Origin of the sequence: Pseudobutyrivibrio sp. C4 (assembly GCF_900111635.1) — a bacterium.
Lineage (GTDB): Bacteria > Bacillota > Clostridia > Lachnospirales > Lachnospiraceae > Pseudobutyrivibrio > Pseudobutyrivibrio ruminis.
Window position 1 is genome coordinate 369032 of record NZ_FOHF01000002.1, and the last position, 24274, is coordinate 393305.

21 protein-coding genes are annotated in these 24274 nt (G+C 38.5%); 20 read left to right on the forward strand and 1 reads right to left on the reverse strand.

All coding sequences use genetic code 11. From position 1 onward, the window contains the following. The first annotated feature begins 7 nt into the window (after nt 1–7). From BMY66_RS05680 to BMY66_RS05700, 5 genes are all read left to right on the forward strand, one after another. A complete protein-coding gene (locus BMY66_RS05680) occupies nt 8–760 on the forward strand; it encodes an ABC transporter ATP-binding protein (RefSeq protein ID WP_033153562.1) in 753 nt (250 codons plus the stop codon). Beyond that, the gene (locus tag BMY66_RS05685; RefSeq protein WP_090394470.1) at nt 760–2046 is read left to right on the forward strand and encodes an ABC transporter permease; all 1287 of its coding nucleotides are present in this window, start codon (nt 760–762) and stop codon (nt 2044–2046) included. The genes BMY66_RS05680 and BMY66_RS05685 overlap by 1 nt, the downstream gene beginning before the upstream one ends. Nucleotides 2047–2289: 243 nt before the next feature. Further along, the gene (locus BMY66_RS13730; protein ID WP_177175589.1) at nt 2290–3810 is read left to right on the forward strand and encodes an efflux RND transporter periplasmic adaptor subunit; all 1521 of its coding nucleotides are present in this window, start codon (nt 2290–2292) and stop codon (nt 3808–3810) included. A 10-nt stretch (nt 3811–3820) separates the two neighbouring features. Continuing rightward, nucleotides 3821–4552, forward strand: a complete 732-nt coding sequence (locus BMY66_RS05695; protein ID WP_044937303.1) for an ABC transporter ATP-binding protein — start codon at nt 3821–3823, stop codon at nt 4550–4552. Continuing rightward, on the forward strand, nt 4546–5832 hold the full coding sequence (locus BMY66_RS05700) for an ABC transporter permease (protein WP_044937305.1): 1287 nt from the start codon (nt 4546–4548) through the stop codon (nt 5830–5832). The genes BMY66_RS05695 and BMY66_RS05700 overlap by 7 nt, the downstream gene beginning before the upstream one ends. A gap of 34 nt (nt 5833–5866) precedes the next feature. Here the strand turns inward: BMY66_RS05700 and BMY66_RS05705 are convergent, their stop codons facing one another. Then, nucleotides 5867–7504, reverse strand: coding sequence for an ABC-F family ATP-binding cassette domain-containing protein (locus tag BMY66_RS05705; RefSeq protein ID WP_090394471.1), 1638 nt, complete (start codon nt 7502–7504; stop codon nt 5867–5869). A 287-nt stretch (nt 7505–7791) separates the two neighbouring features. Here BMY66_RS05705 and BMY66_RS05710 point away from each other — a divergent pair, with 287 nt between their 5' ends. The 15 genes from BMY66_RS05710 (at nt 7792) to BMY66_RS05780 (ending at nt 24201) form a co-directional block, all read left to right on the forward strand. Next, nucleotides 7792–9831 carry an AAA family ATPase gene (locus tag BMY66_RS05710; RefSeq protein WP_090394472.1) on the forward strand — a complete coding sequence of 680 codons (2040 nt, stop codon included), beginning with the start codon at nt 7792–7794 and terminating at the stop codon, nt 9829–9831. A 136-nt stretch (nt 9832–9967) separates the two neighbouring features. Next, on the forward strand, nt 9968–11455 hold the full coding sequence (locus tag BMY66_RS05715; RefSeq protein WP_090394473.1) for a DUF2779 domain-containing protein: 1488 nt from the start codon (nt 9968–9970) through the stop codon (nt 11453–11455). A 21-nt stretch (nt 11456–11476) separates the two neighbouring features. Continuing rightward, a complete protein-coding gene (locus tag BMY66_RS05720; protein ID WP_090394474.1) occupies nt 11477–12535 on the forward strand; it encodes a helix-turn-helix transcriptional regulator in 1059 nt (352 codons plus the stop codon). Further along, nucleotides 12532–13245 (forward strand): metallophosphoesterase, encoded by a 714-nt coding sequence (locus tag BMY66_RS05725; RefSeq protein WP_090394475.1) that lies wholly within the window; start codon nt 12532–12534, stop codon nt 13243–13245. The genes BMY66_RS05720 and BMY66_RS05725 overlap by 4 nt, the downstream gene beginning before the upstream one ends. 15 nt (nt 13246–13260) lie before the next feature. Continuing rightward, a complete protein-coding gene (locus tag BMY66_RS05730; protein WP_090394476.1) occupies nt 13261–14160 on the forward strand; it encodes a hypothetical protein in 900 nt (299 codons plus the stop codon). 335 nt (nt 14161–14495) lie between these two features. Then, the gene (locus tag BMY66_RS05735; protein ID WP_090394477.1) at nt 14496–14855 is read left to right on the forward strand and encodes a type II toxin-antitoxin system RelE/ParE family toxin; all 360 of its coding nucleotides are present in this window, start codon (nt 14496–14498) and stop codon (nt 14853–14855) included. 2 nt (nt 14856–14857) lie between these two features. Then, a complete protein-coding gene (locus tag BMY66_RS05740; RefSeq protein WP_330387061.1) occupies nt 14858–15142 on the forward strand; it encodes a helix-turn-helix domain-containing protein in 285 nt (94 codons plus the stop codon). 146 nt (nt 15143–15288) lie between these two features. Then, nucleotides 15289–17592 (forward strand): RelA/SpoT family protein, encoded by a 2304-nt coding sequence (locus BMY66_RS05745; RefSeq protein ID WP_090394478.1) that lies wholly within the window; start codon nt 15289–15291, stop codon nt 17590–17592. A gap of 1 nt (nt 17593) precedes the next feature. Next, entirely contained in the window at nt 17594–18217 is a 624-nt protein-coding gene (locus BMY66_RS05750; protein ID WP_090394479.1) for an MBL fold metallo-hydrolase, read from the forward strand. Beyond that, a complete protein-coding gene (hemZ, locus tag BMY66_RS05755; RefSeq protein ID WP_090394480.1) occupies nt 18214–19653 on the forward strand; it encodes a coproporphyrinogen dehydrogenase HemZ in 1440 nt (479 codons plus the stop codon). Before BMY66_RS05750 ends, hemZ begins: the two co-directional genes overlap by 4 nt. After that, nucleotides 19644–20903, forward strand: a complete 1260-nt coding sequence (gene hisS, locus BMY66_RS05760) for a histidine--tRNA ligase (RefSeq protein ID WP_090394481.1) — start codon at nt 19644–19646, stop codon at nt 20901–20903. The genes hemZ and hisS overlap by 10 nt, the downstream gene beginning before the upstream one ends. A gap of 10 nt (nt 20904–20913) precedes the next feature. Then, nucleotides 20914–21732: an ATP-dependent sacrificial sulfur transferase LarE gene (larE, locus tag BMY66_RS05765; protein ID WP_090394482.1), complete on the forward strand. Its 819-nt coding sequence runs from the start codon at nt 20914–20916 to the stop codon at nt 21730–21732. Nucleotides 21733–21813: 81 nt separating this feature from the next. Then, nucleotides 21814–22557 carry a tRNA threonylcarbamoyladenosine dehydratase gene (locus BMY66_RS05770; RefSeq protein ID WP_090394483.1) on the forward strand — a complete coding sequence of 248 codons (744 nt, stop codon included), beginning with the start codon at nt 21814–21816 and terminating at the stop codon, nt 22555–22557. 4 nt (nt 22558–22561) lie between these two features. Continuing rightward, a complete protein-coding gene (locus BMY66_RS05775) occupies nt 22562–23503 on the forward strand; it encodes a LysR family transcriptional regulator (RefSeq protein WP_044937330.1) in 942 nt (313 codons plus the stop codon). Between the two features lie 65 nt (nt 23504–23568). Next, complete coding sequence (locus tag BMY66_RS05780) at nt 23569–24201, forward strand: precorrin-2 dehydrogenase/sirohydrochlorin ferrochelatase family protein (protein ID WP_090394484.1); 633 nt, start codon at nt 23569–23571, stop codon at nt 24199–24201. The last annotated feature ends 73 nt before the right edge of the window (nt 24202–24274 follow it).

Consider the following 24274-nt stretch of genomic DNA (forward strand, 5'->3'; position numbering starts at 1 on the left):
GGTCGTTATGGCAGCAGGAGATTTAATGCTAGACCTTCGTGATATTCATAAGAGCTTTTTCATCGGTACACCAAATGAATTTGAGGTTCTTCATGGAATTAATCTTACCGTCAATCAGGGTGAGTTTGTTTCCATTGTAGGACAGTCAGGTTCCGGCAAATCTACATTGATGAACATAATCGGTGCCTTAGATAGACCTACACTTGGAGAGTACACTCTTGATGGAGTAGATATTGAAAAAGCAAAAGATCATGAATTGTCTGCGCTTAGAAATAAAAAGATAGGTTTTGTATTTCAGACCTACAATCTTATTGCGAGAACCAACGCACTTAAAAACGTTGAGCTCCCAATGATGTACGCGGGAATGGGACGTGGTGAGCGTACAGACAGAGCAAAGATGCTACTTGAAGAAGTTGGCATGACAGATAGAATGCACCACAACCCAGATGAGCTTTCCGGTGGTCAGAAGCAGCGTGTAGCCATTGCAAGAGCTATGGCTAACGACCCAGCTATCATCCTTGCAGATGAGCCTACTGGTGCGCTGGATTCAGCTACTGGACGAATGATAATGGATATTTTCCACAAGCTCCACGAGGAGCAGGGAAAGACAATTCTTCTCATTACCCACTCGCCTGAGCTTTCTCAGGAGACTGACAGAATTATCACTATTAAGGATGGAACAATCCTCGGTGAGTCAAAGGGCAATTGGAAGGGACTTTCTTCTGATGAACGCGCTGGCGTAAAGAAGGAGGTGGAGTAATGTTATTTACAGAAAACATACTGGTTGCCTTAGCAGGACTTAAGGCTAATATAATGCGCTCCCTTCTGACTATGCTTGGTATCATCATTGGTATTGCATCCGTTATTGCAATTATGACAGTTGGTAATTCCATCACATTGATTGTAAACAGCACTATGCAGGACCTTGGAGCAAACAACCTTGAAATGGGTGTTATGCAAAAATCCACAGACCAAACTAATGAAGATGGAACAAGTTACGGTGATGGCTATGTCAGAGAAATGACCGACAGCGATATGATTACCGACGAAATGATTCAGGCATATAAGGATGAATTCCCTGATGACGTTCAATATATCCTTAAAATGGAAAATGTTGGTGACAAGGGTAAGGTTGTTGAAGGTAATAAAAATGCCAATGTTCAAATTGTTGGATATAACAAAGATACCTTTGAATTTAAGGATTACAAAATGGTTGCAGGACGTCAGTTCCTCAACCAGGACTTTGAAAATGCAAAGAAGGTTTGTCTTGTAACAGACAAATTTGTTGAGCGAATTTATGATGGTGATAGCGAAGCAGCTCTTGGCCAGGAGGTTGAGGTTAATGTAGCTGGCACATACTATAATTACTACATAGTAGGTGTTTATGAATACGTTGAGGATAAGTTCTCATTTGGTGTTTCAGACAATCCAACAACAGAGCTTGTAATTCCTTACGAGACAGCTAGAACAGCTAATCACAATCAAAATAAAGGCGATTACTACTTCACAATCGTTACATCAGTAAATACAAACAACGATGATTTTGCTATCAAGACACGTGATTTCTTTAATATAAATTATTATTCAAGAAATGACACTTATGAGGTAATGGTTGTAAGTATGACATCTATGATGGATTCCATGAATTCCATGATAGGTATGATTCAGCTAGCACTTTCAGTAATTGCCGGTATATCACTGGTAGTTGGTGGTATCGGCGTTATGAATATTATGCTGGTATCAATCACAGAGCGAACCAAGGAAATCGGTACACGAAAAGCCCTTGGTGCTACAAATAGTTCTATCCGAATGCAGTTTATAACCGAATCAGTTGTTATCTGTGTAATCGGTGGAATCATCGGAATTATACTTGGTGTAGTTCTTGGTACAGTTGCAGTTAAGCTGATGGGATACGAAGCTGCAGTATCTGCACAGAGCATCATAGTTGCCGTAGCCTTCTCAATGGCTATCGGAATCTTCTTCGGATACTATCCAGCCAACAAGGCGGCGAAACTAAATCCAATCGATGCTTTGCGTTACGAATAGTCTATCCTTAGCTTGTTGTCTACTAGCTCATTTAAAGCCGACAGGTATTATGCCTGTTGGCTTTTTTTGTTACGTTTTCCGGAGTAACAGGATGTTTTTTTATTGAATTTGTACGTTTTGAAACGGCCATGTGACGACCATCTGAATTATTCTGAAAGGTATGTGGAATCCGTTTACTTGCGGGAAAAATCCTAGTAAAGTGTGTGAAGTTAATCAAAAACATATTTTACCAGGAGGGACAAAATGCCGAAGGATTCTCAAAAGTTTTCTATCCTTTCTAAATTGGGTAGTTTTGTAAAGCGCTTTGGGCGTTTTATTAAAAAACATTTATTACTATTTATCATTCTTATTATTTTAATCGTAGTTGGAATTATATTTGGAAGAAAGTATCTGATGAAGACAAACTCACACGAAGTTGAGGAAACACAGACACTTACAACTTCTGTAGAAGTAATGGATTTACAGTCTTCAATTAGTGTAACTGGTACACTTGCAGCAGGCCAGACACAGTCAGTGACATCGACAGTTGCAACAGGTACTGAGGTTGCAGCAGTTTACTATGAAGTAGGTGACTATGTAGAGGCTGGCACAGTTATCGTTGAGTTTGATGCAGATGATTACGCAACAAAGCTTGCTGAGTTAAATGCAAAATACAATATCTCTGATATCGAGGACGCACATACTCTTCAGGATTATTTAGATCAGATTGAAGAAAAGCAGGAAGAGATGGCAGAGATTCAGGAATACTTAGATGAGTGGGCTGATGTTTATAACAACCTCGTTGATGCCTACAACGATTATCTTGAGTACGGCGATTCAGATTCTTCAGTTGCTAGCCGTTGGACAACAGAGTCAAACGCAGCAAAGACCCTTGATGATGGTAACGGAGTTACAATCTCAGGATACGAGTCAAAGCAGGATGAGCTCGAAACACTTCAGGATGAAATCGAAGAGCTTCAGTACAAGTATGAGCTTGAGCAGTTAAACCAGGAATACGACAACACATACACAAAGACAGAGGAGTATGAGTCAGTAACAGAAAGCCAGTCAGGTACGCAGGTTGTTGCTCCATTTTCTGGATACATTACAGCAATCAATGTAGAAGAGGGAAATAACTATACACAGGGTAATACCGTATTTACGATATCAAATACAGATTCATTTGTTGTAGAAGCAACAGTTGATGAGTATGACATTGCATCTCTTAGCGAAGGACTTTCAGCAGTAGTTAAGTTTGATGCTACAGATGATGATGAGTTTACAGGAACAGTTTCATATGTTGCAGTTACATCTGATTCTACAACATCAAGCTCATCTTCAAGCACAGGCAGCACATCTGCAAGCTACGAAGTAAAGATTACACTTGATGATACAGACGATAGACTTCGTGTTGGTATGACAGCGAAGGCTTCAGTAATTCTTGAATCAGTAACAGATGCTTACGCAGTAGCATATGATTGTGTTGAGACAGATGCAGATGGAAATAGCTATGTAACAGTAGTTGATGACGATGGAAATGAGACAAAACTTGAAGTAACACTTGGTCTTGAGAGTGATTACTATGTACAGATTATCAGTGATGAATTGTCAGAAGGCCTTCAGGTAAAGGCAACAGCATCAAGCACATCTTCTAATTCATCTGACCAGTCACAGGATGAAAACAACTCACTACTTAACATGGGCGGCGGCCAAGGTGGCGGCGACATGGGAGGCGGTGCTCCAAGTGGTGGCGGCGGCCAGGGTGGCGGCCCAGGCGGAATGTAGGAGGTGAATTATGGCAGCAGGAGATATCATGTTAGATCTTCGTGACATCCATAAGAGCTTCTTCATCGGCACACCAAACGAATTTGAAGTACTTCACGGCGTTAATTTTAGCGTCCGTGAAGGCGAATTCGTATCAATAGTTGGACAGTCTGGTTCAGGAAAGTCTACACTTATGAATATAATTGGTGCCTTGGATAGACCAACAAGTGGTGAATATACACTTGATGGTGTAGATATTGAAAAAGCAAAGGACCACGAGTTATCTATTTTAAGAAACAAGAAAATTGGATTTGTATTTCAGACATACAATCTGATAGCCAGAACAAATGCTATCAAAAATGTGGAACTTCCAATGATGTATGCTGGCATTGGAAGAGCAGAGAGAAATGAAAGAGCAAAAATGCTTTTGGAGCAGGTGGGCATGACCAACAGAATGATGCACAATCCTGACGAGCTCTCTGGTGGACAGAAACAGCGTGTAGCCATTGCAAGAGCTATGGCAAATGACCCGGCAATCATTCTTGCAGATGAGCCTACAGGTGCCCTTGATTCTGCAACAGGACGCTTGATTATGGATATATTCCACAAGCTTCATGAGGAGCAGGGCAAGACCATCGTTTTGATTACTCACTCAAATGAGCTTTCTTTAGAGACAGAGCGTATTATCACACTTCGCGATGGTGATATAAGAGGTGAGTCGAAAGGTCAGTGGGAAACAATAAAGGAGGATTTAGCATGCTAATAATGGAAAATGTCCTCCTCGCACTGGCAGGACTAAAGTCCAATATAATGCGTTCCCTACTTACAATGCTTGGTATCATCATCGGTATTGCATCCGTTATTGCAATCATGACGGTTGGTAATTCTATCACTGTTATGGTTAACACACAGATGCAGGAGATGGGAGCAAATAACTTAACAGTTGGTGTATCAGCAAAGAGCACTTCCGAGGAGACTACTTCTTCAGGATTACACTTTGGCGCCGGAAATCGCAGATCTATGGACACAGAGGATTACATTACCGACGATATGATAGATTCATTCCTTGAGGAATACAGCGATAATATAAAATATACACTTCTTTCATCAACTGTTGGTTCAGGTACAGCCATCGACGGTGATTTATATGCATATGTAAATGTTGTAGGTTACAACGAGGATTATATGGAATACAACGACCCAGAGATACTTGCAGGTCGTACATTCATAGAAAAGGATTATGAAAATGCTCAGAAGGTTTGTATTGTTTCAGACTACTTTGTTAATAACATGTTTGATGGGGATACTTCCGCTGCTTTGGGGTCTGCTGTAGAAATCAGCATCAATGGAAAGTATTACACATACTACATCGTAGGTGTTTATGAATACGATGATAGTACATGGTCTAGCGATTCTACTGAGGATACAACAACAGATTTGTACATCCCTTACGATACAGCTAGAACTCAGCTTCATACAATCAATGATGGATATGAAAGCTTTACACTTGTAACAACAATCGATACAGATTCAGAGGAGTTTGCAGACACTGTTGAAACTTATTTCAACACTATGTATTACTCAAACAATGATGATTATGAGGTTTCAGTTACAAGCATGGCCAGCATGATTGAATCAATGACCACAATGATTGGAACAATTGAGCTTGCCCTTGCGATTATCGCAGGTATATCTCTTGTTGTTGGTGGTATTGGTGTTATGAATATCATGCTTGTATCAATCACAGAGCGTACTAAAGAAATTGGTACTAGAAAAGCTTTGGGAGCAACAAATGGTTCCATCAGGCTTCAGTTCATTACAGAATCAGTTGTTATCTGTATAATGGGTGGACTTATCGGAATCATACTTGGTGTTGTTCTTGGATCCGTAGCAGCCACATACATGGGCTACTCAGCATCCGTATCAATCAGCGCCATCATAATTGCCGTAGCCTTCTCTATGGCCATCGGAATCTTCTTCGGATACTATCCAGCTAACAAAGCTGCGAAACTTAATCCAATTGAGGCTTTACGATATGAATAAAAAAATGCCAGCCCTCTAGGCTGGCATTTTTTTATTAATCATCAAGTTCATCAGAAGATAACTCAAGTACTGTACGCTTACGAGCCATTTCGTCTGACTCAAGGTATTCATCGTATGTAGTCATCTTGTCAATCATGCTTCCGTTTGGAAGAATTTCAATGATACGGTTTGCTGTAGTCTGTACGATTTCGTGGTCACGAGAAGAGAAGAGGATAACACCTGAGAACTTCTGGAGACCAGTGTTAAGTGCTGTGATTGATTCCATATCAAGGTGGTCAGTAGGCTCATCGAGCATGAGTACGTTTGAGTTTTCAATCATCATACGTGAAAGAAGTACACGTACCTTTTCACCACCGGATAATACCTTCATTTTCTTTGCGCCGTCGTCGCCAGCGAAAAGCATACGGCCAAGGAATCCACGAACATAAGTAGCATCCTTAATCTCAGAGAACTGAGTAAGCCAATCTACAATGAGAAGGTCTGTGCTGAAAATCTCTGTGTTGTCCTTAGGGAAGTATGACTGAGATGTTGTAACACCCCACTTGTAGCTTCCTTCGTCTGGCTCCATCTCACCAGCAAGGATCTGGAAGAGAACTGTCTTAGCCTTTTCGTTTGATCCAACAAGAGCAATTTTGTCCTCGCGGCCAACATTAAATGTAAGGTGATCAAGGATAAGCTCACCATCAATTGTCTTTGTAAGGTTTTCTACTGAAAGAACCTCGTTTCCGATTTCACGAGCTGGTCTGAAATCGATGTAAGGATACTTACGGCTAGATGGACGGATGTCATCAAGCTGAATCTTCTCTAATGCACGCTTACGTGATGTAGCCTGCTTAGACTTAGAAGCGTTAGCGGAGAATCTCTGGATGAACTCCTGTAATTCTTTAATCTGCTCTTCCTTTTTCTTATTAGCTTCCTTACGCTGCTGAATGATAAGCTGTGAAGACTGATACCAGAAATCATAGTTACCAGCGTAAAGCTGAATCTTGCCGTAGTCGATATCTGCAGTATGTGTACATACCTTATTTAAGAAGTAACGGTCGTGGGATACAACGATGACTGTGTTCTCAAAGTTGATAAGGAACTCCTCAAGCCATGCGATAGCATCCAAATCAAGGTGGTTAGTAGGCTCATCGAGAAGAAGTACATCTGGTGAACCGAAAAGTGCTCTTGCAAGAAGAATCTTGACCTTTAATGCACCAGGAAGCTCTGACATCTGTGTATAGTGGAACTCTGTATCAACACCAAGGCCGTTAAGAAGAGTAGCAGCATCTGCTTCTGCATTCCAACCATCCATCTCAGCAAACTCAGACTCAAGCTCAGCTGCGCGGATACCGTCCTCATCAGAAAAGTCTTCCTTCATATAGATAGCGTCCTTTTCTTTCATAATGTCGTAAAGACGCTGATTACCCATAATTACTGTATCAAGAGCTGTGAACTCATCGTACTTGAAGTGATCCTGCTCTAAGAATGAAAGTCTGTTACCAGGGCTCATTGTGATTTCGCCGCTAGTAGGCTCTAACTGACCAGATAAAATTCTAAGGAAAGTAGACTTACCAGCACCGTTAGCACCGATGATACCGTAGCAGTTACCCTCTGTAAATTTGATATTAACCTCTTCGAAAAGGGCTTTCTTGCCGAAACGAAGAGTAACGTTATTAGCTTGAATCATTTACATATCCTTTCTCTATACAAAAAAAACAAGTTGGAAAACAAGGCAAGCCAGTGAAGTCCAACTAATAATCAAAACAGGTTAATATTATCAAAAAATAACGAATTTGTACAGATGGGGCAAGTGATTATGAATAGATGATATGCTTCAGACTAAAATTAATCTCAAATTTGCACTAGACCATCTGAGGGATGTGCATTTTTATGCACATCCCTCTTTGTATTATTTGGGTATAAAGACAAAAGTGAATCTTATTTGGTGGTCAAAAGAATTTCAGGAGGGAACATATGCAGTTTTATAAGATTGAAATGACAATCAATAAAAAAGATGGAGAATTAATAGATTCTGGCAAGGAAGGGGTAGGAAGAAGATCGGCTGACAGAGACTTAGGTAAGGCGATTTCAGTCTTATGTGAACGATTAAATGACAATATTATCGATAAAGGATTTTTCTTTATTAGTAATGCCTCATACGGAGAATGTGTATTTGGACTGGTTTTGCGTGATTACTTGAATATTGACAATCTCGTGGAGACTTTTATAAAAAAAGGAAAGTTTGAAGCTGAGGACATAGAGATTAAAGAAACGACGCTTCATGACTTTGCCAAGATGTTAAGTGTTGGAGATAGAAACGGATTTGTCGAGGATGAATATGATATTTTGAGGGAATTCGGGCTAGAAGAGCTAGTAAGCAATGGCCGCAGTTGTATGGATTTCGATTATGAGGAAAGAATTATTCGTCAAAGTTCTAAGGATGCTATTTATCTTGCAGCTAAAAATTATTTCATCAAGGAGACGTTCATTCCCGAGTTGGATCGTATATACTTTGGAACGCCAAAGAAAAAGGTATATGGACATCCAGTGGATTATATAATTGAAAGTGATGATACAAGAACACAAGTAGGTGTTACACAGTTACTTGTTCAAGCATTATATAGTGTGGGAAGAATAGAGAATAGGCGATACTGCGAATTGGAAATATATCTTAGAGAAACATTTCATCAAAAACTAATAGAATCGTTGTATAAAACTTGTTGCGGAGGGACAATAATATTAAGCTTTGATGAATCTATAAACGAGGATGATGATAGGGCAGATGGTAGCTTCTATGCTATCGAAGAAGTATGTAAAATTATTAGACGTCATTGTTGTGATGTATTAACTATAATACAGCTACCTAGGGAGTGCTCGAAACTGAAGGAGAAGATATTTGAAAATGTAGGTAATTGTACGTTCGTGGAGATAAAAGAGGAATTGGCTACTGATAAATCTGCTATTGCGTATCTTAAAAAATGTTCCAAACAACATGGATTAAGGACAGATAACAAGCTTTTATCTAGCGTGGAAGCAGGGCATGGATATCTAGTTCCAGAACTGAACGCAATTTTTGATGAGTGGTATAGTCAAAAACTGAAAACAACAGTATACAGTCAGTATAAAGATATTGCTAAAGCTAAAACAGAGATTATAAATAAGAAGCCTAAGGGAAGTGCTTATGAGGATTTAGAGTCTATGATTGGTCTGGGCGCTGCCAAAAAGATGATTAACCAAGCTCTTGATAGTTATAAAGCTCAGAAGTTGTTTAAGGATAGAGGATTATCAATAGACAATATATGTAATCACATGATTTTTACAGGAAATCCAGGAACTGCAAAAACTTCAGTAGCTAGGTTGTTCGCACGAATACTAAAAGATAACGATGTGATTAAAAGAGGGCAAATTGTTGAAGTAGGACGTGCAGATTTAGTTGGTAAATATGTTGGATGGACGGCCCCTTTAGTAAAACAAAAGGTTAATGAGGCTTTAGGAGGAATTCTATTTATTGATGAGGCATATTCATTAGTAGATGACCGAGATGGAATGTACGGAGATGAAGCAATCAATACTATTGTGCAAGAAATGGAAAACCATAGGGAGGAACTAATTGTAATTTTTGCAGGTTACCCTGATAAGATGGAAAGGTTCCTTGATAAAAACCCTGGATTAAGATCTAGAATTGCTCATTATATTCATTTTGAAGACTATAATGTAGATGAACTTTGCGAAATTGCCAAACACATTGCTTCTCAAAAAGATATGATCATCGATGATAAGGCAACGAAAAAAATCAAAGAAGTGATGAAAATTGCAAAAATGCAGCCTGATTTTGGTAATGGTAGATATGTGAGAACTGTGATTGAAAAGGCTAGAATGGCTCAAAGTAGTAGGCTTATTCATATGGATTTTGACGCAATTACCAATGACGATATAAGGACTATACGTGAAGAGGATATTGAAATACCAAAATACTCAACAAAATTAACACATCAAATAGGATTTGCTGTATGAAAAGACACTTAAGCGTCATATCTGTTGAAAACCACTTATTTAAGAATTATGATTTAAACATAGGTCTTAATCGATTAACGGGAGAAAATCCGATGCCTGATGCAGTACTATCTAGACTATCGGTGAAGAATGTATTATGGGAAAACAAATAGAATTAAGTAAATCAAAATATTGTAAAGGTGTTCAATGTCCAAAGATTCTTTGGATGGATGAACATATGAGTGAAAAGGCTAAAATCAGTGATTCTTCAGCAATGGACGTTGGGTCAAAGGTTGGAGAGTTAGCTCGCAATTATTTTGGAGCATATAACCTTGTTGAATTTAATATTGACAAAACAATCATGGCTTCAGATACAAAAAAACTTCTTGAAGCAGAAATCGCCAATCAAACTATAGCCGAAGCTTCTTTTTACCTAGATGGATTATTCTGTTCAGTTGACTTATTGAAAATACAAGGTGATGAGTGCAGTATTGTTGAAGTAAAAAGTGCAACCAGTGTAAAAGATATTTACATTGATGATGTGGCATTTCAATATTATGTGCTTATTAAGTGTGGACTAAAGGTTAAAAATGCTTTCATTATGCATATAGATTCGTCTTATTGTCGTCACGGTGATTTAGAACTAGATAAGCTTTTTAAAGTTGAAGATTACACTGATGTTGTAAAGGAGAAATATCAGGAGGTTGAAGACAATATAAGAAGTATTCGTCTTTTTCAAGAAAGTACAGAAGAACCAGTAAAGGATATTGATCTCTGTTGTGAGGTCCCTTATGAATGTGCTTACTATGAGTATTGCAGGAGAAATATTCCAAAAGCCTCGGTGTTTGATATAAGGGGGCTATATGCATCTAAGAAGTATGAGTATTATCATCAAAGTATTATAACTTTTGAAGATATTATTCGATTAAAACCTAAGCTAAGCGCCAAACAGCTTCAACAGGTTGAAACTGAGTATTATAAAAAAACAGATGTAATATTACCAAATGATATAAAGGTATTTCTAGATACATTACAGTATCCACTGTATCATTTGGATTTTGAAACATTTCAGCAAGCCATTCCAGAATATGAGGGGCTTCATCCCTATGAACAGATACCTTTCCAATACTCACTTCACATTGAACATGAAGATGGAACATTGGAGCATAAGGAATTTTTAGCTAAAGAAGGCAGTGATCCAAGAAGAGCAATTGCCGAAAGCTTATGTAAAGATTTTCCGGTTGACGTATGTGTTTTGGCTTACAATATGTCATTTGAACGACGCGTCTTAGCTCATTTAGCAGATACATTTCCAGATCTTGCGGACCATTTGCTAGCAATTCGTGACAATATTCATGACCTTATGATTCCGTTCCAAAAGCAGCATTATTATACAAGAGCAATGCAGGGTTCATACTCCATTAAATATGTTTTACCGGCTCTTTTTCCAGATGATCCCGAGTTGGACTATCATTCTCTCGATGGGGTTCATAATGGTAGCGAGGCATCTGCAGCTTTTGCTGATTTGCAAAATAAAACACCAGAAGAGATTAAAGTTGTAAGAAAAAATCTTTTGAAATATTGTGGCTTGGATACATATGCAATGGTTAAAGTTCTAAGCAAATTAAAAGAAGTTTGTGAATAATAGGTGTAACAGAAAGGAATAATGACATTGGGTAGACAGTCTAAGAAATTAAGTCTTTTTAACACATTAGAGATATTGAAAAAGTACACTGACGAGAATCATCGTTTAACGCAAGCCGAACTTTTGGACTTGTTAAAGCAAGATTACGATATGGAAATAGATCGTCGTACAATCAAAAGTAATCTAATGGATTTAATAGAACTTGGTTATGAAATTGAATCTCAGGAAACAACTAGGATGATACGAAATGAAAAAACTGGAGAAGTAGAAGAAAGTACTATCATGTCTAGCTTCTATCTGGTAAGAGATTTTTCCAAACCCGAGCTTAGATTGTTAATTGATTCACTTTTGTTTTCAAAGCATCTGCCTTATAGCCAATGTAAAGAATTGGTAACAAAACTAGAATCACTCTCTAACAAGTATTTTCGTTCAAATATGAGTTATATCTCTACAATGCCCGAAGATAAAACTAATAATAAACAGATCTTTTACAACATAGATGTACTTGATGAAGCAATTAGTAAAGGGCGAAAGGTTTCATTTAAATATCTTGAGTATGGGACTGATAAGGAACAACATGTAAAGCTAAACCAAGAAGGTGACGAACGCGTTTATGTTGTAAGCCCCTATCAGATGGTGGCTAAAGAAGGAAAGTACTATTTGATTTGCAATTATGACGCCTATGACGATATATCTAACTACAGAGTTGATCGTATTGCAAAAATACAAATATTAGATGCAAAGGCAAAGCCATTCGAAAATTTGAAATGGTCAAAAGGCCAACGATTAAATCTTGCCGAATACATGAAAAATCATGTTTACATGTATGCTAGTGATGATTCTACAGTTTGCTTCCGCATTATCAAATCTATGATTAGTGATGTTATTGATATGTTTGGTAAAGATGTTCAGTTTTACGATGAAACAGAAGATAGTGTATGCGTCAGGGTCAATGTAAATGAATCTGCAATGATTCAGTTTGCGCAGAGCTATGCACCTGATGTCGAAATATTAGAACCTTTATCGCTTCGCGAAGAAGTAAAGAAAAAACTAAGGGAAGGATACAGGGTGTATGAATGAATTATGTGATTAGTGACATCCATGGCTATTATAATCAGTTTGTAGAAATATTAGATTTAATAAAACTAAAGGATACAGATACACTTTATGTGCTCGGCGATGTAGTAGATCGTGGCCCGAATCCTATTAAGACGCTTTTAAAATTGATGGAAATGTCTAACGTGGTTTGCATAGTAGGTAACCATGAACTTATGGCGTTAGATGGCCTTAGATTTTTTAATACTGAAATAACTACTACGTCTGTTGATTCTATAGACGTAGAATTATTGGGCAATCTCATCGATTGGCAAAGAAATGGAAGTGCTTCAACAATCGAAGAATTCAAATCTTTAGATCAAGAACTACGTAATGAGATATTAAACTTTATTGTGGATTTTTCAATGTATGAAGAACTCATTATAAACGGGCAGAAATATTTATTAGTTCATGCAGGGCTTGGAGAATATAGTCCTCAAAAAACAATTGAAGACTATTCGTTGAAAAATCTTGTTTGGGACAGGGCAAATTATAATATTCAATATTTTGAAGATACTATTGTAGTTACAGGACATACTCCAACACAATTTATAGAAGGTAATCAAAATCCAGGTAGAATTTATAAGAATCTAAATCATATAGCAATAGATTGTGGATGTGGCATGCCAGATGGTAGGCTTGCCGCTATTTGTCTTGAAACTGGAGAAGAATTTTATTCATCTAAATATATTTAAAGGAGTGTGTAAAAAATGAGTTTTACAGAATGGATGAAATACGAGTCAGAGGAAAATGATGGTTTTCCAAGCAACTTACAAATTGATGTTTGTAAAAATTTAGGTGTTAGTGTCAAGTTTGATAAGAAGTATAGTGAATTCTATTTTATTTCTGAGGATAAAAATGAACAAACTTCTATTATAGATACTAACAAGCAAAAGATTGCCCCTCCTAAAGGCATAAAAGGTTCATGCAAATGGGTAGAAGATAAGATATATGATGTTTGGAATAAAGAAGATTGGGATCCGGTGGATATTTTTAGAATCCTCGCCTGGAAAACTGGAAAAATCAACCATTCAAAGAGTATTGAAACTAAGCCCAAAATCTCATATGATGCAAATTGGATAGAGAATGGGGATAAGTTTGTATCCTTACAAATTCCTTATCAAGCTGTAGTCACAATGACAGAATTAACACCAGCAATTACTGACTTGATAAGAATAAGAAAAGAGTATTGTAAAAATAAAGATGCTCAATCTGCTTGGAAAGCCATCTTGAGTTTGGCAAATAATAATAAAAAGAGTATGCGGGGTATAGGTACGGTCTACCTTATAACTCTTCTTCATTTCATAACAGGTGGCGATTTTCCTATCTATGATCGTTTTGCCATGGCATCACTTGCTATATGGAAGTTGAAAAAGAGTTATAAAAAACTAAAAATAACGAATGCATCAGTTGTTCGGGGATGCAAGTTACCTTCAAAGGAAACAACAGCAGCACAAAATATTTTAGAAGACGGAATATATTGTGATTATATAAAACTCCTGAATGAATTTTGCAAAGATAATTATGGAAACGAAGATGAATGGAAAACAAATCGAGATGTCGATAGGGCTTTGTGGGTATTTGGCCATTTTTTCGAAGTAAATGAATAGTTTATTAAATATAGAAATTAAGTATTCAGGGATGTGTTCAATTCACATCCCTTCTTTTGAGCCTATGAAATTTTTTCTGTAAATATGGAACTTCTATGATAATTTAGATTTATGAAGGGTGTAGTCATATCAAAAAAAGGCGGTCCTTTTTCCTATACTGATTTACATTAAGCGCTTTTTTATGGTTAAAATAGCAATTAAAGATCTCAAATTTGTGTCGGATGAGATTATTTATGGACATATGCCTTGGTATAATTCTTTATATTAGTTAATCAGTTAATTGATTAATGAACGCATTGATGCTATCATGATTAATAAGGAAACGAGGATATTTTATGTTTCAAATTGACTTTTATCGCACTGTAAGAGGAGAGTGCGATATAGAGGAGTTTCTAGAAGGTCTTTCACAAAAAGCTGAGAATAACAAAGACGCAAGGATTCAATACAAACAAGCAATACAGTACATTCAGTTTCTAGAAGATTATGGAACTAAACTAGGAGAAAATGTTACTAAGCATCTGGAAGAAGATATATGGGAGTTGAGACCTGGGAATAACAGAGTGTTATTTTTCTTTTTTAAAGATGATACTTATGTTTTATTGCATCATTTTAGAAAAAAGACACAGAAAACTCCTCGTCGAGAGATAGAAAGAGCAAAAACGGAACGCGATGACTGGATTTCAAGAAAGGGGTAATCATGATGAGTGATTGGACTAAGTACAAAGAAAAAGTTAGAAAAACAAATTCTAAATTGAGCAGGGATATTGATGAGGCAGAAGAAATTTCTGCCATTGTTGGGGCAATGATTCAGCAACGTCATAATCTTCATTTATCACAAAGAGAATTGGCGACCTTATGTGGAATTCCCCATTCTTCAGTTGCAAGAATAGAATCAGGAGTTAGTATACCTAATTTAGCTACTATGCTAAAGATTTTTAAACAGTTAGAACTATCATTTACTGTACAACCAGTTAGAAAATAATATGATATATGCATATTACACATTAAGCAAAATAAGATTTTAGGCTAAACTAATATTTCACCACAGATATACGCCTAGAATTATTGATTTTTAAGGTGTTAAATTATATAATATTTAATAATTTTTTCATGGAAGGTGGTGATATCATGGCAGTTCAAAACAGGGACGAATTAGAAAAGCTAGAAAATAAGATTGCCTTTGAAAGCCAGGGTGTCATCGCTACTGCGGACTTTGTTGATCCAGACGAGCTCTACAAGGAGCTCATTGATAGAGTGCGCAAATATCATCCTAATACAGACATTTCTATGATTGAAAAGGGCTACAACCTTGCACACAAAGCCCACGAGGGACAGGTGCGTAAATCTGGTGAGCCATATATCATTCATCCACTTTGCGTTGCAATTATCCTTGCTGATTTGGAACTTGATAAAGAAACAATCGTGGCTGGTCTTCTTCACGACGTTGTTGAGGATACCATCTATACAAAGGAAGAGATAGCAGCAGAGTTCTCTGACGAAGTTGCAGAGCTTGTGGATGGTGTCACAAAGTTAGGTCAGTTAAATTATGATGCGGATAAGGTGGAAATCCAGGCGGAAAACCTTCGAAAGATGTTCCTTGCAATGGCAAAGGATATCCGTGTCATCCTTATCAAGCTTGCAGATAGACTTCACAACATGCGTACTCTAAAGTACATGCGTCCTGAAAAGCAAAAGGAAAAAGCGCGTGAGACCATGGAAATCTATGCTCCACTTGCTCAGCGTCTTGGTATCAGTAAGGTTAAAATCGAGCTTGATGACCTTTCACTTAAGTATCTGGAGCCAGATGCTTACTACGACTTAGTTGAAAAAATCGCACTCAGAAAGAGTCAGCGTACAGAATACATTAATTCTCTTGTAGAGGATGTTTCAAAGCATATAAAGGATGCGGAAATCGATGCAGAGGTATATGGCCGTGCAAAGCATTTCTTTAGCATCTACAAAAAGATGGTTAATCAGCACAAGACCATCGATCAAATATACGATTTATTTGCAGTTCGAATCATTGTAGATTCTATCAAGGACTGTTATGCAGCACTTGGCGTTATCCATGAAATGTACACACCTATTCCAGGTCGTTTCAAGGATTACATCGCTATGCCAAAGCCAAACATGTATCAGTCTTTGCATACTACAGTTATCGGACCTAATGGTGCGCCATTCGAAATCCAGATTCGTACATACGAAATGCATCGTACTAGCGAATACGGTATTGCAGCTCACTGGAAATACAAGGAAAGCGGTGAAGGCTCTACTGTTATGGGCGAGGAAGAAAAGCTTTCATGGCTTCGTGAAATCCTCGAGTGGCAGCAGGAAATCTCAGATAATAAAGAGTTTTCTTCCTTATTAAAATCAGATTTGAACCTGTTTTCTGATACAGTATTTTGTTTCACCCCATCAGGTGATGTTAAGAATCTGCCAAACGGTTCAACACCTATCGATTTTGCCTATGCCATCCATTCGGCAGTAGGAAATAAAATGATTGGTGCCAAAGTCAACGGCAAGCTTGTGCCAATCGACTACGTCATCCAAAACGGAGACCGTATCGAGATTGTCACATCTCAGAATACAAACGGCCCAAGCCGTGACTGGTTGAGTATTGTCAAAAGTTCACAGGCAAAGAACAAAATCAATCAGTGGTTCCGCAGTCAGTCAAAGGACGAAAATATCGCTAAAGGTAAGGAACTTCTCATTGGTTCTGCAAAGCAAAAAGGTGTGGATCTTGGCGATATAAACAAGCCTAAATACCAGGAAATCATCATTAATAAATACGGATTCCACAGCTGGGAGGATTGCCTCGCAGCAGTTGGTCAGGGAGCCATAAAAGAAGGCGCTGTTATTAACAGAATGTTCTCTGCATGGCAGAAGGATCACCCAGTTAAGGTTACCGACGAAGAAATTTTGGCAGAGCATTCTGGTTCAGGCAAGGAAGCTAAGCCAAAGTCTAAAAATGGTATTACAGTTAGCGGACTTTACGATGTTTCAGTTCGTTTCTCAAAGTGTTGTAATCCAGTTCCAGGTGATGAAATCGTAGGTTTTGTTACCAGAGGAAGAGGTGTATCAATTCACCGTACCGATTGTATCAATATGATTAATCTTCCAGAATTCGAAAAGGAACGTCTCATCGAGGCCGAGTGGGCTCGTGACGCAGAGGAAGATGGCAAGAAGGGCGGAGTATACCTCACAGAAATCAATATTTACGGAAACAACCGTACAGGACTTTTGGTAGATATCACACGTATATTCACCGAAAGAGAGATAGATATCGACTCAATCCATTCCAAGACAAGCAAACAGGGCGTTGCTACCATCACTATCAAGTTTGGTACACAAAGCCGCGAGCAGCTTCGTTCTTTGGTTGAAAAGATTAAGCAGGTTGAGTCTATCATCGACGTAGAAAGACCTAGAGGATAAGATGAAAGTAGGAAAAGTACTTCTGCCAGCAGCGGCAGAAAACTGCTATATAGCCATAAATGAAGATACAAATGAATCAATCATAATTGATCCAGGCTCAGCTTTTGAGCGTATCAAGTCTGCAGTGGAAAGCACTGGCACAAAGCCTGTTGCGATCCTTCTGACTCATGGTCATTTTGATCATGCAGGAGAGGCTGCTTCCACAGCAAAGGAATATGGAATAAAGGTTTACACACACGAGGCTACAGCAGAGGAGCTTAAAAATCCAAGCATCAACCTTTCCGGAGATATGTTTGGAGAATCCAAAAGCTATAGCGCGGATGTTTTTTTGAAGGACGATGAGGAAATAGATTTAGCAGGACTTCATATCAAGTGCCTTTTCACACCAGGTCACACACCAGGTGGATGCTGCTTCTATTTCCCTAATGAAGATATAGTTTTTACCGGAGATACATTGTTTAGTGGTTCCGTGGGACGTACAGATTTTCCAGGCGGTTCCATGAGTCAGTTGGTAGGTTCAATCAAGTCAAAGCTTATGACTCTTTCAGATGATACTATCTGTTACCCTGGTCACAACGAGCCAACCACTATCGGTACAGAAAGGATATACAATCCATTTTTATGATTTACATACAATTAAACGAAGATAATTTTGAATATGATATTTATTCACTAGTTAAAGCCTTTTATCCAAAGGAAGAGGTCAAAATCTCTACAGAGCCCACACCTGAGGATGCAGGGCTTCTTTTTTCGATGCAGGTTAATTACTCAGACAATGTTCTCACCCTGGATGGCAGAGAAATCGAAATCGATTATTCTGACAGACCAGACACAAAGAATCGTCTGAAGCTTGCCATCTATGAAAGTCTTAGCAAGCGTACCGGCAAGGAATTGCCATGGGGTACTCTTACAGGCATCCGCCCAACTAAAATCAGCCTTGGCATGATAGAAGATGGCACAGATGATGAGGCTATTGCTTCATACATGAAGGATACCTATCGTACTTCCGATGCAAAAATCGACCTTAGCTTACAGGTTTCACACAAGGAGCATGAGCTTTTATCAAAGATAGATTATGACAATGGCTATTCCGTTTATATTGGAATTCCATTCTGTCCAAGTACTTGTCTGTACTGCTCGTTTACTTCCTACCCAATTGGGCTGTGGAAGAAAAAGCTAGATGACTATCTGGATGCAGTTGAAAAGGAAATGGCTTTTACAGCAGAGTCCTGCAAGGAAAAGAGCCTTACCACCATCTACATTGGTGGGGGTACACCAACATCCTTGGATGAGGAGCATTTGGAAAAGCTGCTTACACTTGTAGATAAGTACTTTGACACAAAATCCCTTTTGGAATACACAATCGAGGCAGGCAGACCAGATTCAATCACATACGAAAAGCTTCAGATTATGAAGAATCATCCAGTCAGCCGTATATCAATCAACCCACAGACAATGAATCAAAAGACACTGGATTTGATTGGTCGATTCCACAAGGTAGAGGATATTCACCGTGTATACGGATGGGCTAGAGAGCTTGGCTTTGACAACATCAACATGGATTTGATTCTTGGCCTTCCTGGCGAGACAATTGAGGATGTAAAGTACACTTTAGATGAAGTTGAGAAGATGGCACCAGACAATCTTACAGTTCATTCACTTGCTCTTAAGCATTCGGCTCGTCTTAATATTGACAGAGAGTCTTATGACGATTATTTAATAGAGAACTCACAGACTCATATGGATATTTGCCTGGATTGTGCAAATCATATGGGAATGAATGCATATTACCTTTATCGTCAGAAAAACATGGCTGCAAATCTTGAGAATATTGGTTATGCAATGCCAGGTAAAGAGGGGCTTTACAATATCTTGATAATGGAAGAGAAACAAACTATAATGGCACTTGGTGCTGGCTGCTCATGCAAGTTTGTTGCTGACCATGGCAAGACAGTTACTAGATGTGAAAATGTCAAGGACGTTCAATTATACATTGACAGAATTGATGAAATGATAGATAGAAAAAGAGAAAGACTTAGAGAGGATTTAAAATGGCTTTAAACAAGAAACCAGTTAATGGAATGAAAGACATCCTTCCATACGAAATGGAAGTTAGAGACTACGTTACTTCTATAATCAAGGACACATATCGTTCTTTCGGATTCACTCCAATCGAAACACCTGCAATGGAGTCAATCGGCAACCTTTCTAACAAGCAGGGTGGCGAAAACGAAAAGCTTATCTTCAAGGTAATGAAGCGTGGAGAAAAGCTTAACATACCTGAGGCACAGACTGAGGATGATGTAGTAGATTTTGGTATGAGATACGACCTTACAGTACCTCTTTGCCGTTTCTATTCAAATCATGCAAATGAGCTTACATCACCATTCAAGTCACTTCAGATTGGTTCTGTTTGGAGAGCAGACAGACCTCAGCGTGGCCGTTATCGCCAGTTTACACAGTGTGATATCGATATTCTTGGTGAGCCTAGCAACCTTGCAGAGATAGAGCTTATCCTTGCTACAACTACAACACTTGGACGTATCGGTTTCAAGAACTTCGAAATCCGAATCAACGAGCGTCGTATCCTTAAGGCAATGGCAGCTTATGCAGGTTTTGCAGAGGAAGATTACGATTCAATCTTCATCACACTTGATAAGATGGACAAGATTGGTCTTGATGGAGTTTCTAAGGAGCTTCTTGAGTCAGGATATTCACAGGAGTCAATCGACAAGTATGTTGGTCTTTTTGCAGCACTTGAAAATGTTAAAGATGTTGCAGAAGGCATGAACATTCTTCTTGATAAGCTTGGTGATTTCCTTGATGTGGAAGTTGCAGATTGGATGAGAGAAATTGCTGCAGCAGTTAACGCTACAAAGGAAGCTGATTTTGAGCTTGTATTTGATCCTACACTTGTACGTGGTATGAGCTACTACACAGGTACTATTTTTGAAATCGCTATCCCTGAGTTCGGCGGAAGCTGCGGTGGTGGCGGACGTTACGACAAGATGATTGGTAACTTCACAGGCCAGAACACACCAGCTTGTGGTTTCTCAATCGGATTTGAGCGTATCATCCTTCTTCTTATGGAGCAGGGCTTTAAGGTTCCAGGAGCAAGCAAGAAGATTGCTTACCTTGTTGAAAAGGGCTATCCAGCAGAGAAGCTTGCTGAGGTTATGGCTCAGGCAAAGGCTTCACGTGCAGAGGGCAATACAGTTCTCGTTGTTCGTATGAACAAAAATAAAAAGTTCCAGAAGGAACAGCTTTCAGGTGAAGGCTACGAGGAATTTGTAGAGTTCTTTAATCGATAAAAGGTAGATTATGAATCAGGAATTGATGAGCAAGTATGAAAGCTTAAAAGCATACTTTAAGGATTTAGGAAAAGTTGCAGTAGCATTTTCCAGTGGAGTTGATTCCACATTTCTCCTTTATGCAGCACACGATGCTATAGGGGACAATGCTATTGCAGTGACTGCTTCTTCCTGTTCTTTCCCAAAGAGAGAACTGAACGAAGCAATCGACTATGCTAAATCGCTTGGAGTTAGACATTTTATCGTTGAATCAGAAGAATTAGAAATAGATGGATTTGCACAGAATCCACCAAATAGATGTTATCTTTGCAAGAAGGAGCTTTTTGAAAAGATGTTTGCACTTGCAAAGGAGCAGGGCATAGATTATGTGGCCGAGGGTTCCAACCTTGATGATAATGGTGACTATCGCCCAGGTTTACAGGCTGTTGCAGAGCTTGGGGCAAAAAGCCCACTGAGAGATATCGGATTTACGAAGTCAGAAATTCGTCAGCTTTCAAAGGAGCTTGGACTTCCAACAGCAGAGAAGCAGTCATTTGCTTGTCTTGCAAGCCGTTTCCCATATGGTGAGACAATCTCAGAAAAGAAGCTTTCAATGGTTGATAAAGCAGAGCAGTTTTTATTGGATGAGGGCTTCAAACAATTTAGAGTACGTATTCATGGAGACAATGTAGCGAGAATAGAGCTTAGTCCTTCTGATTTTCCTAGAATGTATGATGAAGCATTCAGATTAAAGGTTTATGACAAGCTCAAGGAATACGGTTTTGCATACGTAGCACTTGATTTAAAAGGCTATCGTACAGGTAGTATGAACGAAACATTGGGCTTGTAATATTGACAAATAGCATTATAAAAAATATTATATGAATACCTACTGATTTGGTAGGTATTCATTTTTGTTATAGAGGTATTTATGTTAAATCAGTTTTCAAGAACAGAACTTCTTCTTGGCAAGGAAGCCATGGAGGGGCTGGAGAATAAAAGAGTAGCCATTTTCGGAATTGGCGGTGTAGGAGGATATGTATGTGAAGCCCTGGTGAGAAGCGGGGTAGGACATTTTGATTTGGTTGATAATGATACTGTTTCTCTTACAAACATAAATCGTCAAATTATTGCTACTCATTCCACTGTCGGAAGACAAAAGGTGGAGGTAATGAAGGAAAGAATGCTAGACATTAATCCTAATGCAGACATTAGTATTCATCAGTGCTTTTTTCTTCCAGAAAATGCTCACGAGTTTCCATTCGAAACCTATGACTATGTAGTTGATGCAGTAGATACAGTTACTGCTAAAATTGAAATAATTATGCGCTGTAAGGAGCTTGGAGTTCCTGTTATAAGTGCCATGGGAGCAGGTAACAAGCTTGATCCAAGTAGATTTAGAGTTGCTGATATTTATAAAACAACAATGTGCCCATTAGCCAAGGTAATGCGTAAAGAAATGAAAAAGCGGGGGATTAAGGATTTGAAAGTGGTATTTTCTGATGAAATGCCAGTCAGTCCAATAGAGACACAGGATATGGAACCATTAAATCCTGGAAAAAGAGCAACTCCAGGGTCTATAGCTTTTGCACCATCAGCTGCAGGACTTGTATTGGCAAGCGAGGTACTAAAGGATTTAACTAACGGATTTAGCAGAGACAAAATAGGGGAATAAAACTATGACATTACAACAAGTATTGTACGCGTTAACTATTGAAGAAATGGGGTCAATGAACAAGGCAGCGGAGAAGCTATACATTGTTCAGCCTACACTTACCAGTGCCATTCAAGAGCTGGAAAACGAGGTGGGACTGACCATTTTCATGAGAACCAATAAAGGTGTTATAGTAACACCTGAGGGGCAGGAATTCTTGGATGACATCAGAGGTTTCTATCGTCAATACGATATTGTAATGCAAAAATATAAGGATGAAGGTACTTACAAAAGAAAGTTTGGTGTGTCTACACAGCACTACACATTTGCAGTTCGTGCCTTTATCGACATGGCAAAAGAATACGATATGAATCAGTTCGATTTTGCCTTGAGAGAAACCACCACATATAACATTATTAAAGATGTCAGCTCCCTGAAAAGTGAAATCGGTGTTCTCTACATAAGCGAGCATAATCGCAAAGCTTTAAATAAGCTTTTCAATGAGCATTCTGTGGAGTTCCATCCACTAATCAAGTGCCGTGCTTTTGTTTATTTGTGGGGAGAGCATCCACTTGCTCAAAAAGAATATATTACGTTTGATGACTTGAAGGATTATCCTTGTCTTTCCTTTGAACAAGGAGAAAATAGTGAGTTTTTGGCAGAAGAGATTCTTAGCGAGAACATATATCCTCAGACTGTAAGAGTTACAGATAGATCAACAATGCTTAACCTGGTTCGCGCAATGAACGGTTATACACTGTGCTCTGGAATTGTTTGGGGAGATTTGAACAGTGACGGATACGTTGTTGTCCCTTACAAAGGTGATGAGGAAAACCCAAACAGCGTTATGGAAATAGGTTATATCACCAAGAAAAACTCAGTAATGAGTAAGATTGGTGAGCAATATCTGGAGGAGATAGATATTGCTTTATCTCAAATTGATAAAAGTGTTATTTATGAAGAATAGTTTTTTCACATATTTTTGCTATAGTGTATACACTGATGGTGAGAAAACATATCAAGGAGGCAGATATGGCATATTTTCCAATGTTTGTAGATATAACTGATACTAACTGCCTGGTAGTTGGTGGCGGTGAAGTAGCCCTTAGAAAGGTAAATGTACTTCTTGATTTTGGAGCAAAGGTACATGTAATTGCCAAGGAGATTTCTATGGAGCTTGCAGCTTTATCGGAGGAGACAGATCATCTTCTTTTAGAACAGCGCGAGTTTACGCCACTTGACCTTCAGGATAGGAAGTTGGTTGTTGTTGCAACTAGCGATAATGAGCTGAATACTCAAATTTCTATGATGTGCAATGAAGGCGGTATCCCTGTTAATGTGGTGGATGACAAGGATAAATGCTCATTTATTTTCCCATCATATCTGAAGGAGCAGAATTTAGTAGGAGCATTTTCTAGTAGTGGCAATAGTCCAGCCCTTACTCAGTTCCTTAGAAATAAAGAAAAAGAAGTGCTTACTCCAAAGCTTGGAGAGCTTAATGAAATGCTTGGCAGATGGAGACAACCGATTACAGAACTCTTTCCACTGGAAGCATCTAGAAAGAGTGCATTTGAACAGCTTATCGACTATGCACTTTGCTATGATGGAATTCCAACAGATGAAGAGGTTGAAGAGCTCCTTGGAGCAATCAGCATGACCCTTTAAAATGTATACAAAATGAGACCTATAACAACGGTCTCATTTTTTTGTGTATATTTTGTAAAAAAACACACATTTT